12 protein-coding genes are annotated in these 16,563 nt (G+C 59.9%); 4 read left to right on the top strand and 8 right to left on the bottom strand.

Translation table 11 applies throughout. The features are described from left to right. Window positions 1–68: 68 nt before the first annotated feature. The 8 genes from rpsA to mtnA all read right to left on the bottom strand — a co-directional run bounded on the left by rpsA (window position 69) and on the right by mtnA (window position 12,520). The gene (rpsA, locus tag F8N43_RS12605) at window positions 69–1,757 is read right to left on the bottom strand and encodes a 30S ribosomal protein S1 (protein WP_150630124.1); all 1,689 of its coding nucleotides are present in this window, start codon (window positions 1,755–1,757) and stop codon (window positions 69–71) included. Window positions 1,758–1,877: 120 nt separating this feature from the next. Further along, entirely contained in the window at window positions 1,878–2,567 is a 690-nt protein-coding gene (gene cmk / locus F8N43_RS12600) for a (d)CMP kinase (protein WP_008031791.1), read from the bottom strand. Further along, on the bottom strand, window positions 2,564–4,771 hold the full coding sequence (locus tag F8N43_RS12595) for a bifunctional prephenate dehydrogenase/3-phosphoshikimate 1-carboxyvinyltransferase (RefSeq protein ID WP_263596740.1): 2,208 nt from the start codon (window positions 4,769–4,771) through the stop codon (window positions 2,564–2,566). The genes cmk and F8N43_RS12595 overlap by 4 nt, the downstream gene beginning before the upstream one ends. A 28-nt stretch (window positions 4,772–4,799) precedes the next feature. Next, the gene (gene hisC / locus F8N43_RS12590) at window positions 4,800–5,912 is read right to left on the bottom strand and encodes a histidinol-phosphate transaminase (protein ID WP_150630126.1); all 1,113 of its coding nucleotides are present in this window, start codon (window positions 5,910–5,912) and stop codon (window positions 4,800–4,802) included. A gap of 10 nt (window positions 5,913–5,922) precedes the next feature. Continuing rightward, window positions 5,923–7,017 carry a prephenate dehydratase gene (gene pheA / locus F8N43_RS12585; RefSeq protein ID WP_007899727.1) on the bottom strand — a complete coding sequence of 365 codons (1,095 nt, stop codon included), beginning with the start codon at window positions 7,015–7,017 and terminating at the stop codon, window positions 5,923–5,925. Next, window positions 7,017–8,102, bottom strand: a complete 1,086-nt coding sequence (gene serC / locus F8N43_RS12580; protein WP_150637801.1) for a 3-phosphoserine/phosphohydroxythreonine transaminase — start codon at window positions 8,100–8,102, stop codon at window positions 7,017–7,019. The genes pheA and serC overlap by 1 nt, the downstream gene beginning before the upstream one ends. A 243-nt stretch (window positions 8,103–8,345) precedes the next feature. After that, window positions 8,346–11,009: a DNA gyrase subunit A gene (gene gyrA / locus F8N43_RS12575; RefSeq protein WP_150630128.1), complete on the bottom strand. Its 2,664-nt coding sequence runs from the start codon at window positions 11,007–11,009 to the stop codon at window positions 8,346–8,348. Window positions 11,010–11,443: 434 nt separating this feature from the next. Beyond that, window positions 11,444–12,520, bottom strand: a complete 1,077-nt coding sequence (mtnA, locus tag F8N43_RS12570) for an S-methyl-5-thioribose-1-phosphate isomerase (RefSeq protein ID WP_150630129.1) — start codon at window positions 12,518–12,520, stop codon at window positions 11,444–11,446. Between the two features lie 107 nt (window positions 12,521–12,627). Here mtnA and F8N43_RS12565 point away from each other — a divergent pair, with 107 nt between their 5' ends. From F8N43_RS12565 to F8N43_RS12550, 4 genes are all read left to right on the top strand, one after another. Continuing rightward, complete coding sequence (locus F8N43_RS12565) at window positions 12,628–13,962, top strand: TRZ/ATZ family hydrolase (RefSeq protein WP_150630130.1); 1,335 nt, start codon at window positions 12,628–12,630, stop codon at window positions 13,960–13,962. A 56-nt stretch (window positions 13,963–14,018) separates the two neighbouring features. Then, a complete protein-coding gene (gene ubiG, locus F8N43_RS12560; protein ID WP_109633737.1) occupies window positions 14,019–14,717 on the top strand; it encodes a bifunctional 2-polyprenyl-6-hydroxyphenol methylase/3-demethylubiquinol 3-O-methyltransferase UbiG in 699 nt (232 codons plus the stop codon). Window positions 14,718–14,721: 4 nt separating this feature from the next. Beyond that, window positions 14,722–15,393, top strand: a complete 672-nt coding sequence (gene mupP / locus F8N43_RS12555) for an N-acetylmuramic acid 6-phosphate phosphatase MupP (RefSeq protein WP_150630131.1) — start codon at window positions 14,722–14,724, stop codon at window positions 15,391–15,393. An 86-nt stretch (window positions 15,394–15,479) separates the two neighbouring features. Next, a complete protein-coding gene (locus F8N43_RS12550; RefSeq protein ID WP_150630132.1) occupies window positions 15,480–16,220 on the top strand; it encodes a YciK family oxidoreductase in 741 nt (246 codons plus the stop codon). Window positions 16,221–16,563: the final 343 nt, after the last annotated feature.

Below are 16,563 nucleotides of genomic sequence, written 5' to 3'. Positions count from 1 at the left end.
TGCAAACACCAAATCGCAGGCACAAAAAAGGGCGACCGAAGTCGCCCTTTTTAACGATCAAGCAGAACTTAGTTCTGTTTGGCCATTGCCTGGCGCAGCAGTGCCGCCATGGTGGTGTCAGCAGCAGCTTCACCTTCCGGAGCCGATTTCAGGCTCTGGATGGCTTCTTTCTCTTCAGCATCGTCTTTCGATTTGATCGACAGCTGAATGACGCGGCTCTTACGATCAACGCTGATGATCTTGGCTTCTACTTCCTGGCCTTCTTTCAGAACGTTGCGCGCGTCTTCAACGCGGTCACGGCTGATTTCGGAGGCTTTCAGAGTCGCTTCGATATCGTCGGCCAGAGTGATGATGGCGCCTTTAGCGTCAACTTCCTTCACGATGCCTTTAACGATTGCGCCTTTGTCGTTCTCTTGAACGTACTCGGAGAACGGATCGCTTTCCAGTTGCTTGATACCCAGGGAGATGCGCTCGCGCTCTGGGTCAACCGACAGGATAACGGTGTCCAGCTCGTCGCCCTTCTTGAAGCGGCGAACGGCTTCTTCGCCCACTTCGTTCCAGGAGATGTCGGACAGGTGAACCAGACCGTCGATGCCGCCGTCCAGACCAATGAAGATACCGAAATCGGTGATCGACTTGATGGTGCCGGAGATTTTATCGCCCTTGTTGAACTGGCCAGAGAAATCTTCCCATGGGTTAGATTTGCACTGCTTGATGCCGAGGGAGATACGACGACGCTCTTCGTCGATGTCCAGAACCATAACTTCCACTTCGTCGCCGACTTGTACGACTTTCGAAGGGTGGATGTTCTTGTTGGTCCAGTCCATTTCGGAAACGTGTACCAGACCTTCAACGCCTTCTTCCAGCTCAGCGAAGCAGCCGTAGTCGGTCAGGTTGGTTACACGAGCGGTAACGCGAGTGCTTTCTGGGTAACGGGCTTTGATAGCAACCCATGGATCTTCGCCCAGTTGCTTGAGGCCCAGGGAAACACGATTGCGTTCGCGATCGTACTTCAGAACCTTGACATCGATCTCGTCGCCAACGTTGACGATTTCGGAAGGATGCTTGATACGCTTCCAAGCCATGTCGGTAATGTGCAGCAGGCCATCGACGCCACCCAGATCGACGAATGCGCCGTAATCGGTGAGGTTCTTGACGATACCTTTGACTTGTTGACCTTCCTGCAGGGATTCCAGCAGAGCTTCACGCTCGGCGGAGTTCTCGGCTTCGAGGACGCTACGACGGGAAACGACAACGTTGTTGCGTTTCTGGTCGAGTTTGATGACCTTGAATTCCAGCTCTTTGCCTTCCAGGTGCGTGGTATCGCGCACAGGACGGACGTCAACCAGGGAACCTGGCAGGAACGCACGGATGCCGTTAACGTCGACAGTGAAGCCGCCTTTAACCTTACCGTTGATAACGCCCTTGACCACTTCCTCGGCTGCGAAGGCAGCTTCCAGAACAATCCAGCATTCAGCGCGCTTGGCTTTTTCACGGGACAGTTTGGTTTCACCAAAGCCGTCTTCAACCGAGTCCAGCGCAACGTGAACTTCGTCACCGACATTGATAGTCAGATCGCCAGCGTCGTTGTAGAACTGCTCAAGCGGGATGAGTGCTTCAGACTTCAGGCCAGCGTGAACGGTTACCCAGCGAGCTTGGTAATCGATATCAACGATAACACCGGTGATGATGGAGCCTGCCTGAAGGTTCAGGGTTTTTAGGCTTTCTTCAAAGAGTTCCGCAAAGCTTTCGCTCATTTTAATTCCTGTTGAATAAGGGCGAAGGATACGCCCATCTCCACATCCCAGACGACGTGGGTTACGTTCATTTAAAGAAGCGGCGCAGGACTATGACTGGTCCCCTGCACAACTTCTTGGTCACCCGGCGATATCGCGAATGGCGATCTCGCTCATGATGCGTTCCAGCACCTGATCGATGGATAATTCCGTGGAATCCAGCTGAATAGCGTCAGCCGCCGGTTTAAGCGGGGCTACCGCTCGCTGGGTATCACGCTCATCGCGTGCACGTATCTCATCTAGCAGACTCGACAGACTAACACCATCGACTTTGCCCTTCAACTGCAAGTATCGACGGCGCGCACGCTCTTCGGCACTCGCGGTGAGGAAAATCTTCAACGGTGCATCCGGAAAAACCACCGTACCCATGTCGCGCCCATCGGCCACCAGGCCCGGCGCTTCCTGGAATGCACGCTGGCGCTGCAGCAGCGCCTCGCGCACTGCGGGCAATGCCGCGACCTGCGAGGCACCGGAGCCGATGCTTTCGGTGCGAATCACATCGCTGACTTCATCGCCCTCGAGAATGATGCGCTGCAGCTGACCGTCGGTCGCCGCGATGAATTGCACATCCAGATGAGCGGCGAGCTTCTTCAGCAACTCTTCATTGGTGAGGTCGACACCGTGATTATGCGCAGCGAAGGCCAGCAACCGATAAAGCGCACCAGAATCCAGCAGGTTCCAACCCAGACGCTTGGCCAGAATGCCAGCCACCGTGCCCTTGCCGGAGCCGCTTGGCCCATCGATGGTAATGACCGGTGCGATGTTTTTCACGACTGAGCCTCTTGTGCAACACGGATACCGACCTGCGCGCACAGCGCCAGGAAGTTCGGGAACGAGGTTGCGACGTTGGCGCAGTCATGGATGCGAATTGGTGCAGTGGCACGCAGCGACGCCACGCTGAAAGCCATGGCAATCCGGTGATCGCCGTGACCATGCACTTCGCCGCCACCGATCGGGCCGCCGTCGATGATGATGCCGTCCGGAGTCGGTTCGCACTTGACGCCCAGTGCCAGCAAGCCATCGGCCATGACCTGGATCCGGTCCGACTCCTTGACGCGCAACTCTTCGGCGCCACGCAGGATGGTGCGCCCTTCGGCACACGCCGCCGCCACGAATAACACCGGGAATTCGTCGATGGCCAATGGAACCAGCGCTTCGGGAATCTCGATACCTTTGAGTTTAGCTGCACGCACGCGCAGGTCCGCTACCGGCTCGCCGCCGACCTCGCGCTGGTTTTCCAGGGTGATGTCAGCGCCCATCAGGCGCAGGATGTCGATCACGCCGGTACGGGTCGGGTTGATGCCGACGTGCTCGAGCACCAGCTCGGAACCTTCGGCGATCGACGCCGCCACCAGGAAGAAGGCCGACGACGAGATGTCGCCCGGCACTTCAATGTGGGTCGCGGTCAGCTTGTGGCCGGATTCGACCGAAGCTGTAGCGCCATTGACGCTGACCGGGTAGCCGAAGCCGCGCAGCATGCGCTCGGTGTGGTCGCGCGTCGGTGCAGGCTCGGTGACGGTGGTTTTGCCCTCGGCGTACAGACCGGCCAACAGCAGGCAGGATTTAACCTGGGCACTGGCCATCGGCATGGTGTAGGTCAGGCCTTTGAGCTTGTTACCGCCACGGATGATCATCGGTGGACGACCTTCAGCAGCGGTCTCGATCACGGCGCCCATTTCACGCAGCGGATTGGCCACGCGATTCATCGGACGCTTGGACAGCGAGGCGTCACCGGTCAAGGTGCTATCGAAGTTCTGCGCAGCCAACAGGCCGGACAGCAGACGCATCGAGGTGCCGGAGTTGCCCAGATAGATCGGACCTGGTGCAGGCTTCAAGCCGTGCAGGCCGACGCCATGGATGGTCACGCGCCCGTGGTGCGGCCCTTCGATCACGACACCCATGTCACGGAAGGCCTGCAAGGTCGCCAGAGCGTCTTCGCCCTCGAGGAAACCTTCGACTTCGGTGACGCCTTCAGCCAGGGAGCCGAGCATGATCGAACGGTGGGAAATCGATTTGTCGCCCGGTACACGAATCCGCCCAGTCAGGCGGCCACCAGGTTGTCCCAGGAAAATCAGGTCGTTGGAGTTCATAGCGTCCACATAAGCCCGGCGGGCCAGGATTTTACTGAAATGTTCGCGGGCAACCCGGGCGCGCGTGAACACGCCCAACAATTGGTGCCCATCCCCTGCATCGACCGCGTCGCGCAAGGCGTCGAGGTCGCTGCGAAATGTATCGAGTGTGCGCAGGACAGCTTCGCGGTTGGCGAGGAAGATGTCGTGCCACATGACCGGGTCACTTCCCGCGATTCTTGTGAAATCGCGGAAACCGCCGGCAGCGTAACGGAAGATCTCAAGGTTTTCATTGCGTTTGGCCAATGAATCGACCAAACCGAACGCCAGCAAGTGCGGCAAATGGCTGGTCGCCGCCAACACTTCGTCGTGACGCTCGACCTGCATGTGCTCGACATCGGCGCCCAGTTCGCGCCACAACCGGTCGACCACGGCCAGCGCGGCCGGATCGGTTTGGTCCAGCGGTGTCAGAATCACTTTATGGCGACGAAACAGTTCGGCATTGGAGGCTTCCACCCCGCTCTGCTCGGAACCGGCAATCGGATGGCCCGGTACGAAACGCGCCGGCATACCGCCAAACGCTTCGGTCGCGGCGCGCACGACGTTGCCCTTGGCACTGCCGACATCGGTCAGAATCGCTTGCCCGAGGTCCATGCTGGCCAACCGGCCGAGCATCTTCTCCATGGCCAGGATCGGCACGGCCAGCTGAATCACGTCGGCGCCCTGGCAGGCAACGGCCAGGTCTTCTTCGCAGCGATCCACCACGCCCAATTCGACCGCGAGCTTGCGCGACTGCGGGTCGAGATCGACGCCGACCACTTCGCGGCACAGGCCGCTTTCACGCAACCCCTTGGCAAACGAACCACCGATCAACCCCAGACCGACCACCACCAGGCGACCGATCACAGGTTCAGGAGATTGCAGAGCAGTGACATCAACCACGAGCCAGAACCTTGGTCAGCGCCTCGAGGAAGCGGCTGTTTTCCGCCGGCAAGCCGATGGTGATGCGCAAGTGGTTCGGCATGCCATAGTTGGCCACCGGACGCACGATCACGCCTTCGCGCAGCAAGCCCTGGAAGATCGGCAGAGCAACACGGCCCAGATCGACGCAGATGAAGTTGCCCTTGGACGCAATCCAGCTCAGCCCCAGTTCGCGGAAACCCGCTTCCAGTTGCTGCATGCCGGCTTCGTTCACGCGGCGGCTTTCAGCCAGGTACTCGGCGTCTTGCAGCGCTGCGCACGCAGCGGCCAAGGCCAGGCTGTTGACGTTGAACGGCTGACGCACGCGATTCAGCACATCGGCAACCACCGCGGTAGACAAGCCATAACCGACCCGCAGCGCCGCCAGGCCGTAAGCCTTGGAGAAGGTGCGCGAGACCAGCAGGTTCGGGTACGCCGCCAGGAAGTCCAGGCCATCCGGCAAATCGCTGCCTTCGGCGTATTCAATGTAGGCCTCGTCCAGCACCACCAGCACGTGTTCCGGCACATCCTGCAGGAACTCGTCCAGCGCTTCGGCGCCAAACCAGGTCCCGGTCGGGTTGTTCGGGTTGGCGATGAAGACCACACGGGTATCGGCATCGATCGCGGCCAGCATGGCCGACAGGTCATGGCCCCAGTCTTTGGCCGGGATGACTTTGGCTGTCGCACCGACCGCTTGGGTGACGATCGGATAGACCGCAAACGCATGCTCGCTGAACACCGCGTTCAGGCCCGGCGCCAGATAAGCGCGAGCGACCAGTTCCAGGATGTCGTTGGAGCCGTTGCCCAGCGTCACCTGATTCAGTTCGACGCGGCACTGATCGGCCAGCAGGGTCTTGAGCGCAAAACCGTTGCCATCCGGATAACGGGTCAGCTCGGCCAACTCTTCACGAATGGCCGCCAAGGCTTTTGGACTGGCGCCCAACGGATTTTCGTTGCTCGCCAGTTTGACGATGCTGGCCGGATCGATGTCCAGCTCACGCGCCAATTCGTCCACGGGTTTGCCCGGAACGTAAGGCGAAAGTTGTTGCACGCCCGGCTGTGCCAGAGCGAGGAAGTTGCCACTCATTTGCTACCCCTTATAGAACGGCTTTCGGGTAGGAACCCAACACTTTAAGTGCCACTGCTTCCTGACTGATCTTTTCCAGCACACCTTTTACCAGCGGATCGCGATGGTGACCGACGAAGTCGATGAAGAACACGTAGGTCCATTTACCGCTGCGCGAAGGACGCGTCTCGATGCGCGTCAGGTCGATGCCATTGTCGTGGAACGGCACCAGCAACTCGTGAAGCGCGCCCGGCTTGTTGCTCATGGAGACGATGATCGAGGTCTTGTCGTCGCCGGTTGGTGGCACTTCCTGGCTGCCGATCATCAGGAATCGCGTGGAGTTGTCCGGGCGATCCTCGATTTTCTCGGCCAGGCGGGTCAGCCCGTACAAGCCTGCGGCCATGTCGCCGGCAATCGCCGCCGAGTTCCACTCACCCTTGACCCGCTTCGCGGCTTCGGCGTTGCTGGAAACCGCGACGCGCTCGACATTCGGGTAGTGTGCATCCAGCCACTTGCGGCACTGGGCCAGCGACTGGGCGTGGGAATAGATGCGGCTGATGCTGTCGGTCTTGGTGTTTTCACCCACCAACAGGTGGTGGTGAATCCGCAACTCGACTTCGCCGCAGATAACCATGTCGTGTTCGAGGAAGCTGTCGAGCGTGTGGTTGACCGCACCCTCGGTGGAGTTTTCCACCGGGACCACGCCAAAGTTCACCGCACCGGCCGCCACTTCGCGGAACACTTCATCGATCGCCGCCATCGGCTTGCTGATCACCGCGTGGCCGAAATGCTTCATGGCCGCCGCTTGGGTGAAAGTGCCTTCAGGGCCGAGGTAAGCCACTTTCAGCGGCTGCTCGAGCGCCAGGCACGAAGACATGATTTCGCGGAACAACCGCGCCATTTCTTCGTTGCCCAACGGGCCCTGATTGCGCTCCATCACACGCTTGAGCACCTGAGCTTCGCGCTCAGGACGATAGAACACCGGCACTTCGCCTTCGGCCAGCGAGGCCATCTTTACTCGCGCAACTTCCTGGGCGCAGCGTGCGCGCTCACTGATCAGCTCCAGGACTTTTTCGTCCAGGGCATCAATGCGCAGGCGCAGTGCCTTGAGTTCTTGCTCAGACATTAGCCGTGTTCCTTCTCGAACTCTGCCATGTACGAAACCAGTGCGTTGACCGCAACGATATCGACGGCGTTATAGATGGAGGCGCGCATGCCGCCCACGGAACGGTGACCCTTGAGGTTCAGCAGGCCACGTTCGTCGGCACCGGCCAGGAATGGCTTGTCCAGACGATCGTCAGCCAGACGGAACGGCACGTTCATCCATGAGCGATCGGACTTGTTGATCGGGTTGCTGTACAGGCCGCTGGCATCAATGAAGTCGTACAGCGTGCGCTGCTTCACGTCGTTGAGCTTGCCGATGGCTTCGACGCCGCCCTGCTCTTTCAGCCACTCGAACACCAGGCCGGACAGGTACCAGGCCAGGGTTGGCGGGGTGTTGTACATCGAACCGTTATCGGCCGCGACCTTGTAGTTGAGCATGGTCGGGCACAGGGAACGGGCGTGACCCAGCAGGTCTTCGCGAACGATGTTGACGACGATGCCGCTCGGGCCGATGTTTTTCTGGGCGCCGGCGTAGATCATGCCGAAGCGCGAGACATCGATCGGACGCGACAGGATGTCGGAAGACATGTCGGCGACCAGCGGAACGTCACCGGTTTCCGGAACCCAGTTGAATTCCAGACCACCGATGGTTTCGTTCGGTGCGTAGTGAACGTAGGCCGCGTCTTTCGACAGCTTCCATTCGTTCTGACCAGGGATAGCAAAATAGTCGTAAGGCTTGGCGGTGGCGGCGACATTGACGTTACCGTAGCGCGAAGCTTCTTCGATGGCTTTCTGCGACCAGATACCGGTGTCGATATAGTCGGCGGTGCCGCTTTCCGGCAGCAGGTTCAGAGGAATCTGCGCAAATTGCTGGCTGGCGCCACCTTGCAGAAACAGCACTTTATAGTTCGAGGGGATATTCAGCAGATCACGCAGATCCTGCTCGGCCTTGGTGGCGATGGACACGAACTCATCACTGCGATGGCTCATTTCCATGACCGACAGGCCCTTGCCGTGCCAATCAAGGAGTTCACCCTGGGCGCGCGTCAGGACAGCTTCGGGAAGTGCCGCAGGACCGGCACAGAAGTTATAGGCTCTCTTGCTCACATCCAATCTCGCTCTGATTTGGTGGTAGTCACGCAATAAATCACAACATCAATCGACACAGAGTCCCTGCTAAAGCAAAACATCGGTGGGAACGAGCCTGCTCGCAATGGCAGCGCCTCAGACGTATCGCGGCGCCTGCATCGCGACCAGGCTCGCTCCCACAAGGGATCTCCATGGGTGTCGATATTTCATTACGGACAAACAACAAGGGGGCGAATTTTCATCCGCCCCCTGTTTGTCCGCTTACTCTTGCGGTTCTTCGTCAGCGGCGGCGTCGAGCTGCTGGTCTTCGGCAACGTCGTCGATCACGACTTCACCGTCGAACACTGCACCTTCTTCACCCTCTTCACCTTCCAGCTCTTCACCTTCGACTTCCGACGGCTCCTGAACCCGTTCCAGACCGACCAGCGTTTCATCGCTGGCCAGTTTGATCAGGGTCACGCCCTGGGTGTTACGACCCAGGCTGGAAACTTCGTCGACACGGGTACGAACCAAGGTGCCCTGGTCGGAAATCAGCATGATTTCCTCGCCGTCGAGCACCTGGACTGCGCCGACCAGACGGCCGTTGCGGTCGTTGCTGACCATGGCGATAACGCCCTGACCGCCACGCTTGTACTCAGGGAACTCGGTGATCGCCGTACGCTTGCCGAAACCACGCGCCGAAGCGGTGAGGATCTGGCTGCCTTCTTCCGGGATCAGCATGGAAATCAGCTTCTGGCCTTCCGGCAGACGCATGCCGCGGACACCGCGAGCGGTACGGCCCATGGCGCGAACGTCGGTTTCCTTGAAGCGAGTGACCTTGCCGCCGTCGGAGAACAGCATGACTTCGCGGCTGCCATCGGTAATGGCAGCAGAGATCAGTACGTCACCTTCATCCAGTTCCAGCGCGATCAGACCAACGCTGCGTTGACGGCTGAAGGATTCCAGCGGGGTCTTCTTCACGGTGCCTTTGGCGGTGGCCATGAAGATGAAGTGACCTTCGGTGTATTCTTCGACCGGCAGCATGGTGGTGATGTATTCGTCACTGTCCAGCGGCAGCAGGTTGACCAGCGGACGACCACGGGCCGCACGGGATGCTTCCGGGATTTCGTAGGTTTTGAGCCAGTACACTTTGCCCTTGCTGGAGAACAGCAGCAGCGTGGTGTGGCTGTTGGCGACCAGCAGGTGAGCGATGTAGTCCTCATCCTTGACGCCGGTAGCCGACTTGCCTTTACCGCCACGACGCTGGGCCTGGTACGCAGCCAAAGGCTGGGTCTTGGCGTAGCCACCGTGGGAAATGGTCACGACGCGCTCTTCTTCCGGGATCATGTCACCCAGGGTCAGGTCGAGACGGGCATCGAGAATTTCGGTGCGGCGCACGTCGCCGTATTCGGCGCGGATCACTTCCAGCTCTTCGCGGATCACTTCCATCAGGCGCGTGGCACTGCTGAGGATGCGGATCAGCTCGCCGATCTGGTTGAGGATCTCTTGATACTCGGCCAGCAGTTTTTCGTGTTCCAGACCGGTCAGGCGGTGCAGACGCAGTTCCAGAATGGCTTGCGCCTGTTCCGGCGACAGGAAGTACTTGCCTTCGCGCAGACCGTATTGCGGGTCCAGGGTCTCTGGACGGCAAGAGTCGGCACCGGCACGCTCTACCATCGCGACCACGGCGGAAGATTCCCACGCGGTCTTGATCAGCGCTTCCTTGGCTTCCGACGGCGTTGGCGAGGCCTTGATCAGCGCGATGACCGGGTCGATGTTCGACAGGGCAACCGCTTGACCTTCGAGGATGTGACCCCGTTCGCGGGCTTTGCGCAGTTCGAACACGGTGCGACGGGTAACGACTTCGCGACGGTGACGCACGAAGGCTTCCAGCAGATCCTTGAGGTTCAGGATCCGTGGACGGCCGTCGATCAGCGCAACGATGTTTATACCAAACACGGCTTGCAGCTGGGTCTGGGCGTAGAGGTTGTTGAGAATCACCTCAGGCACTTCACCGCGACGCAGCTCGATCACGACGCGCATACCGTCCTTGTCGGACTCGTCGCGCAGTTCGGTGATGCCTTCGAGTTTCTTCTCTTTTACCAGCTCGGCGATCTTCTCGATCAGACGGGCCTTGTTCAACTGGTAAGGGAGTTCGGTGATGACGATCTGCTGACGGCCACCGACCTTGTCGATGTCTTCGATCATCGAGCGGGCGCGCATGTAAATGCGGCCGCGACCGGTGCGGTAGGCTTCGATGATGCCGGCGCGACCGTTGATGATCGCGGCGGTCGGGAAGTCCGGACCGGGGATGTATTGCATCAGCTCATCGATGGTCAACTCGGGGTTGTCGATGAGGGCCAGGCAACCGTCGATGACTTCACCGAGGTTGTGCGGCGGGATGTTGGTCGCCATGCCCACGGCGATACCGCTGGAGCCGTTGACGAGCAGGTTGGGAATACGGGTCGGCATGACCGCCGGGATCATTTCGGTGCCGTCGTAGTTCGGCACCCAGTCCACGGTTTCTTTATGCAGGTCAGCCAGCAGCTCGTGCGCCAGCTTGGTCATGCGCACTTCGGTGTATCGCATGGCCGCAGCGTTGTCGCCGTCCACCGAACCGAAGTTGCCCTGACCGTCTACCAGCAGGTAGCGCAGCGAGAATGGCTGCGCCATCCGAACGATGGTGTCGTACACCGCGGTATCACCGTGCGGGTGATACTTACCGATCACGTCACCGACCACACGGGCAGATTTCTTGTACGGCTTGTTGAAGTCGTTGCCCAGCTCGCTCATCGCGAACAGCACGCGCCGGTGCACGGGCTTCAAGCCATCGCGCGCATCCGGCAGGGCCCGCCCGACAATTACGCTCATCGCGTAGTCGAGGTAGGACTGCTTCAGCTCGTCTTCGATATTGACCGGGAGGATTTCTTTGGCCAGTTCGCCCATGAGAAGCTCGATTCCTTTTTCTGGTGAAACCTCGTCACATCCATATGGGACGAACGAAGCTCGCCGCTGCAGGCTGAGTGCCATGCACCGACTTACGACAAATCAACGAGTTATGCCATGGATTTGCGCAGTAAAGACAACCCCGTGGGACTGCCTCGGAAAACGCCGGATGTTATCACAAGAGCCGCCACGCACCTATCCCCCAGATGCGCATGGAGTGTAGTTAGTTGACTGGTGGCAGGCTTAACGGGGACGAGAGGGGCTCAGAGGGTTGCCGAATGCAGAATTCAGACTGTTTTATTGAATTTGCGGGCCTCATCGCGGGCAAGCCCGCTCCCACAGGGATCATGAAATGCCCGGGATTTGCGGCACAACACAAATTTCTGTGGGAGCGGGCTTGCCCGCGATGGCGATCGATCAGACACCAAATCCCTTCAATGCAGACGCTTGCGGCACATCAACTGCGCCATCTTCGCCGTGTCCGGACGCTCGACGATGCCTTTCTCGGTGACGATCGCGTCGATCAAGTCCGCCGGGGTGACGTCGAACACCGGGTTGAACGCATCGACATCCGCCCCGACCCGCTTGCCGCCCACTTCCAGCAACTCTCGGCCGTCACGCTCTTCAATCGGAATGTCGTCGCCGCTGGCCAGATTCATGTCGATGGTCGAGCTCGGTGCCACCACCATGAAGCGCACGCCGTGGTGCATGGCGTTCACCGCCAGTTGATAAGTACCGATCTTGTTGGCCACGTCGCCATTGGCGGTGATCCGGTCGGCGCCGACGATGACCCAGGTGATGCCTTTGGTCTTCATGATGTGCGCGGCGGCGGAATCGGCATTGAGGGTCACGGGAATGCCTTCGTTGGCCAACTCCCATGCGGTCAGTCGCGAACCTTGCAGCCAGGGACGGGTTTCGTCGGCGTAGACGCGCTCGACCATGCCTTCGATAAAGGCCCCGCGAATAACCCCCAGCGCCGTGCCGAAACCGCCGGTGGCCAGCGCGCCGGTGTTGCAGTGGGTCAGGATCGCCTGCGCGTTGCCTTGGTGCTTGCGGATCAGGTCCACACCCAGTTGCGCCATGGTCAGGTTGGCTTCGCGATCACTTTCGTGAATGGCGATGGCCTCCGCCTCCAGCGCCGCCAAAGGGTCGGTATCGCCCTTGAGACGATCCAGGCGGTCACGCATGCGACTCAAGGCCCAGAACAGATTCACCGCCGTTGGACGGGAATCGGCCAGCAACGCGTAATCCTCTTCCCACGCGGCCTGCCAGTCACCGCCCTCGAGAATACGGGCGCGGGCTGACAGCACCATGGCATACGCAGCACTGATGCCAATCGCCGGCGCGCCGCGCACCACCATCGAACGAATCGCCTCGGCCACGCCGGCCGCGCTGGTGTAGGCGATCCAGGTTTCCTCGAACGGCAAAACACGCTGATCCAGCAGATAAAGGGCGCCATCACGCCAATCGATGGCCTTCACCTTCTCCGCAGCCAACAGTCGATCGCGCATCCCTCACCCCGCACTCATAAACAAAGCCGCCGATTATAGCGATCCCACCGCGAAGACGCTCGGGTATACTTCGCCATCCTTTACAAAAGCACTGGAACCGACCCTCGATGCCGAACACTGCCGCTGCGCTCGACCTGTTATTGCTGCCGACCTGGCTGGTACCCGTCGAACCCGCTGGCGTTGTCCTCAAAGAGCATGGCGTGGGCATCCGCGACGGGCGCATCGTGTTTATCGGCCCGCGGTCCGCCGCGCTGAAGCTTGACGCAACCGAAGTCCGCGAACTGCCGGACATGCTGCTCAGTCCCGGCCTGATCAACGCTCACGGGCACGCAGCGATGACGCTGTTCCGTGGCCTGGCCGACGACCTGCCGCTGATGACCTGGCTGGAAAACCACATCTGGCCCGCCGAAGCCAAATGGGTCGATGAAGCGTTTGTACGCGATGGTACCGACCTTGCCATCGCCGAACAGATAAAAGGTGGCATTACCTGCTTCTCTGACATGTATTTCTTCCCGAAGGTTGCCAGCGAACGCGTGCATAACAGCGGCATACGCGCGCAAATCGCGATTCCGATCCTCGATTTCCCGATTCCGGGCGCCAGTACGGCGGACGACGCCATTCGTCAGGGCGTTGAACTGTTCAACGATCTCAAGCACCACGAACGCATCAAAGTCACCTTCGGCCCCCATGCCCCCTACACCGTGGGCGACGAAAACCTGGAGAAAATCCGGGTGATCGCCGAAGAGCTGGACGCGTCGATTCACATGCACGTCCACGAAACAGCCTTCGAAGTGCAGCAATCGGTCGAGCAGCGTGGCGAGCGCCCGCTGGCCCGCCTTGCACGCCTGGGCCTGCTGGGGCCGCGCTTCCAGGCGGTTCACATGACGCAGATCAGCGAGGACGACCTGGTGATGCTGGTAGAAAGCAACACCAATGTGATTCATTGCCCGGAGTCGAACCTGAAACTGGCCAGCGGTTTCTGCCCGGTGGAGCGTTTGTGGCAGGCGGGCGTCAATGTGGCCGTCGGCACCGATGGTGCGGCTAGTAACAACGACCTCGACCTGCTTGGCGAAACCCGCACCGCTGCGTTGCTGGCCAAAGCCGTCGCCGGCTCGGCCACCGCACTGGACGCCCATCGCGCGTTGCGTATGGCCACGCTGAACGGCGCACGGGCGCTGGGGATCGAGGCCGAGGTCGGCTCGCTGGAGATCGGCAAAGCCGCAGACATGGTCGCGTTCGACCTTTCCGGCCTGGCGCAGCAACCGGTGTACGACCCGGTTTCACAGCTTATATACGCCACTGGCCGGGACTGCGTGAAACACCTTTGGGTAGGTGGCAAGCAATTGCTCGACGACCGCCGCCTGACCCGTCTGGATGAAGAACAGCTGTGCGCCACCGCCAAGGCCTGGGGCCAGCGCATCAGCGGCCATACCGAATTGTAAGCACCCTGGACTCAACGCCGGGGCAACAGGATTTTTCAAGTTTTAGAGGATGAACCATGAGTAACGTCGACTACGCCGAAATCGCCAAATTCGAAGCCCTGGCCCATCGCTGGTGGGATCGCGAAAGCGAGTTCAAGCCACTGCACGACATCAACCCGCTGCGGGTCAACTGGATTGACGAACGGGTGAATCTGGCCGGCAAGAAAGTCCTCGACGTCGGTTGCGGCGGCGGCATCCTCAGCGAAGCCATGGCGCAACGCGGCGCGACCGTGATGGGCATCGACATGGGCGAAGCGCCGCTGGCCGTCGCTCAACTGCATCAGCTGGAATCGGGTGTCAGCGTCGAGTACCGACAGATCACCGCCGAAGCCCTGGCTGAAGAAATGCCCGAGCAGTTCGACGTGGTCACTTGCCTGGAAATGCTTGAGCACGTGCCGGATCCGTCTTCGGTGATCCGCGCCTGCTTCAAAATGGTCAAACCGGGCGGCCAGGTGTTCTTCTCCACCATCAACCGCAACCCGAAGGCGTACCTGTTCGCCATCGTTGGCGCCGAATACATCATGAAGCTGCTGCCTCGCGGCACGCACGACTTCAAGAAATTCATCCGCCCTTCCGAGCTCGGTGCCTGGAGCCGCATGGCCGGCCTGACCGTCAAAGACATCATCGGCCTGACGTACAACCCGCTGACCAAGCACTACAAACTGGCGGCCGACGTGGACGTCAACTACATGATCCAGACCCTGCGCGAGGAGTAAGTCGATGCGTATCAGAGCAGTCCTTTTCGACATGGACGGCACGCTGCTCGACACCGCGCCGGACTTCATTGCGATCTGTCAGGCGATGCGTGCCGATCGCGGCTTGCCGCCGATCAATGACAAGCACATCCGCGACGAGATCTCCGGCGGCGCCAAGGCGATGGTCGCTGTGACCTTCTCCATGGACCCGGAATCTCCGGGCTTCGAAGAACTTCGCCTGGAGTTCCTGGAGCGCTACCTCGTGGGTTGCGCGGTGCACAGCAAACTGTTCGACGGTATGGGCGAGTTGCTGGCCGACATCGAGAAAGCCAACCTGATCTGGGGCGTGGTCACCAACAAACCACTGCGGTTTGCCGAGCCGATCATGCAGCAACTCGGGTTGGCCGAACGCTCGGCGCTGCTGATTTGCCCGGATCACGTGAAGAACAGCAAACCGGACCCGGAGCCGTTGATCCTGGCGTGCAAGATGCTCAACCTCGATCCGGCCAGCGTGCTGTTTGTGGGGGATGACCTGCGTGACATCGAATCCGGTCGTGATGCCGGCACCAAGACCGCCGCCGTGACCTTTGGCTACATCCACCCCGACGATAACCCGCGGCACTGGGGTGCGGACGTGGTGGTCGATCATCCGCTGGAGTTGCGCAAGGTGTTGGACAGCGCGCTCTGTAGCTGCTGATCCGCACCGCTTCGTAGGAGCCGGCTTGCCGGGCTCCTGCAGGACCGCGCATCGGTCGCCCGCATTCTGATTTTTGAGGTTTTTTTATGTTTGATTATTCCGCCCGCCCTGAATTGCTCAAGGACCGGGTCATCCTGGTCACTGGCGCCGGTCGCGGTATTGGCGCTGCCGCTGCGAAAACCTACGCCGCGCATGGCGCCACCGTGCTGTTGCTGGGCAAGACCGAAGCCAACCTGACTCAGGTCTACGACGAAATCGAAGCCGCCGGTCATCCACAACCTGCAGTCATCCCGTTCAATCTGGAAACCGCCCTGCCCCATCAATACGATGAGTTGGCGGCGATGATCGAAACTGAATTCGGCCACCTCGACGGCTTGCTGCACAACGCGTCGATCATTGGTCCTCGCACGCCGATCGAACAGCTCTCCGGCGAGAACTTCATGCGCGTCATGCAAGTCAACGTCAACGCCATGTTCATGCTCACCAGCACGCTGTTGCCACTGCTCAAACTGTCGCAGGACGCCTCGGTGGTATTCACTTCCAGCAGCGTCGGCCGCAAGGGGCGTGCGTATTGGGGCGCTTATGGCGTCTCCAAGTTCGCCACCGAAGGCCTGATGCAAACCCTGGCCGACGAAGTCGACACCGTCGCTCCGGTACGCTCCAACAGCATCAACCCGGGCGCCACCCGCACCAGCATGCGCGCCCAGGCTTACCCGGGCGAAAACCCGCTGAGCAACCCGACACCCGAGGAGATCATGCCGGTCTACCTTTACCTGATGGGCCCGGACAGCACCGGCATCAACGGCCAGGCATTCAACGCTCAGTAACACCGTGCGTCGCTTTTGTGCCGTGGCGAATTTCCGTCACGGCACCCATAAGCGGCGCAACTGCACCTGAATTCAGTCAAACAAATGTCGCCGAATAAGCTGAAAACAACTTAAGACACTTCCAGTGCGTTGATTTTAAACGGCTTTAATCCGAATGAACCGAATGGCATGACTTTCGCTCTATATCTGTTCAGACACGCGGTGTGAAAGCAGGCGGGCAGACCTTCGGGTCGATTGGTTACTAATCTCCAGCAAAGCAGATTAGACTTGCTCCAAATGTCCTACGGGACTGATGGACCAGTATGACGCGCAGCCCAAAGCCGCTCTCACCCAGCCTGTAAGA

Source organism: Pseudomonas fluorescens (assembly GCF_902498065.1).
In the GTDB taxonomy this organism is placed as follows: Bacteria; Pseudomonadota; Gammaproteobacteria; order Pseudomonadales; family Pseudomonadaceae; genus Aquipseudomonas; species Aquipseudomonas fluorescens_BJ.
The sequence above is the reverse complement of the archived record's forward strand: the minus strand, read 5'-3'. Positions and strand labels throughout refer to the sequence as shown.